2 protein-coding genes and 1 pseudogene are annotated in these 2092 nt (G+C 43.5%); 2 read left to right on the plus strand and 1 reads right to left on the minus strand.

The window, feature by feature from the left end:
* Positions 1-314: 314 nt before the first annotated feature.
* A complete protein-coding gene (locus tag AC1DWB_RS34035; protein WP_477545500.1) occupies positions 315-782 on the plus strand; it encodes a cell wall hydrolase in 468 nt (155 codons plus the stop codon).
* Between the two features lie 257 nt (positions 783-1039).
* Positions 1040-1391 (plus strand): annotated as a pseudogene (locus AC1DWB_RS34040) (Tn3 family transposase); the annotation flags it as partial.
* Positions 1392-1559: 168 nt separating this feature from the next.
* Here AC1DWB_RS34040 and AC1DWB_RS34045 read toward each other — a convergent pair.
* Positions 1560-2092, minus strand: a 533-nt coding sequence (locus AC1DWB_RS34045) for a recombinase family protein (protein ID WP_477545501.1), incomplete at its 5' end; no start/stop codon positions are given.

The following is a 2092-nucleotide window of genomic DNA, read 5'->3' on the forward strand; positions in this document are numbered from 1 at the left end:
ACATATCCCTTGGTCTGTAAAGACAACTAATAAAATTACGATAGTACCAACGAAGCAGTAATATTCCGGGAAATATCAGATTAATGATCAATATATCAAACGTTATTGAAGTTAGAAATGCTCCGATCCTCGTCATCAAAGGATGGGGGCTTTTTCTTTGCGCCGGTTTTGTATCTAAATCATTGCTTTTTTCCACCAAATAAATCAGGCACACGATAAGTCTTACTTAGTAAATCGAGAAATAAATGCCCCAGTAGGTATACTGTAGAGGGTTATGATCAATAATGTTGAAAAAAGCTAAAGGGTGATAATTTATGAATCGAAAAATCGCGACGTTTGCTTTAGTAGTATCAATAATTATATTATGTTCTATTGCTATTCCGTTAAAAACAAACACAAAGGCAAGTGTGAAGGCGGAGCCGTTACACTCAAAAATTGTTATATCTCCTGCCGAAACTGAATTAATGATCAAGTTGCTTCAAAAAGTGGCAAAAAGTGAACCGCACATTACTAAGGTTGCAATTGCTGCGGTAGTCATTAATCGACTTAACGAAGAAAATTTTCCAAAGACAATTGAAAGGGTTATAACTCAAATAGATCAATCTGTTTCGGAGACTCAATTTTCCCAACCGATAGTTGATGAAGAGAATGCTATTACGGACGCTCTGAATGGATGGGATCCTTCGGAAGGTGCAGTTTTTTTCGAAAAGGGGAATATTACAACAAAGAAGCATGATATTATAAATCCCAAAAAAATCGGCAATTTCATTTTCTTTAGGTAATGATTGTTTCACACGATTTACGGCACCATGCTGTGTCCAGAAAAACGCATAAATAACCGACCTCGAGGTCGGTTATTTATGCATTAAGAATATTATTATTGTGTCAACTTTTACCCAAACTCACACTTGGCATCCTCGCCCAACGGTTTGGGTCGGGTTCCTGCCGATCTATCTCCCCCCAGATAAGCGATTTTCTTTCCGAACGCTTGATCATAAATTGACGAAGTCAAAAGTTGTTTTCGGATCCAGTTTCCCATACGAACGTTCGGGATGCCGTACATGTCATTGATGGATTGCTGCATCATGAAATGGATCTGACCATCGAGGAGCATTATACCGATACCGCCGGATACACCGATCAGTTTTTTGTTTGACATATTTGCTCGGATTACGCTTTGCGCCGCACTTACGTGACTTGGCTGACTTAAAGCTGTACGCCATTGGGAAGCCCGTCGATTTCCCTAGATAGGAGAGTCTGCTGCGTGGGCAGATCAGCACAAAGATCAGGAGAACTACGACGATGTTCTCCAGCTGGCTCACTCCATCCGGGAAGGAACCGTTTCGGCATCGCTTATTATGGGTAAAATCGGCTCCTATGCAAGACAAAATTGATTGGCCACCGCACTCCAGGAAATGGGACACATCAAAAAAACAATCTTCATCCTGGTGGTGTCAGCTACGCTGTTACTACCGCAAGTTGATCTTCCGCTGAATCAAAACCTACTCTCGCCCGGTCCATCCCGGCAGATGGAATGGAGGTTGAAAGAGCCGATTTTATTACACTTCTGAAAGCACCTGCTCATATTCCTTCACACGCCGGTAAAACGTGGGCTTCTTCATGCCGATCCGACGCATAGCCTCCGTCGCGGTAATCTGGCCTACCTTCCAATCCCGGTACGTCTCCACAAATTTCCCGTCGATCTCCTGTTTGGGTCGGCCGAATACAACGCCGTCCCCCCGGGCAACCTCGATTCCTTCCGCCTGCCGCTGTCTGTTCTTCTTCCGCTCTTGTTCGGCAACGTACGCCAGTAGACTTAAAAACTGGTCCTCCATGACTTTTCCGAAGTCACCCATTTGTTTGAACTTTCGAGAATCAAACAGCGTTTCGTTATCCAAGCATACGATGTCCGCGTCGATCTCACGCGTAATATACTTCCATTCGGCAATGATACCGTCATAATCTCGGCCCAGCCGATCCAACGCATCAATATAAACAAGATCGCCTTGTCGAATCATCATACGCATGGCTTGATAGCGTGGCCGTGAAAAATCCTTGCCGCTTTGCTTATCGACAAATATATATCTTTCAT

The organism is Paenibacillus sp. P4_E11, from assembly GCF_056401635.1.

Bases quoted from the DNA above. Each gene is read 5' to 3' on its own strand.
- AC1DWB_RS34035 (WP_477545500.1), top strand. From the start codon at position 315: ATGAATCGAAAAATCGCGACGTTTGCTTTAGTAGTATCAATAATTATA.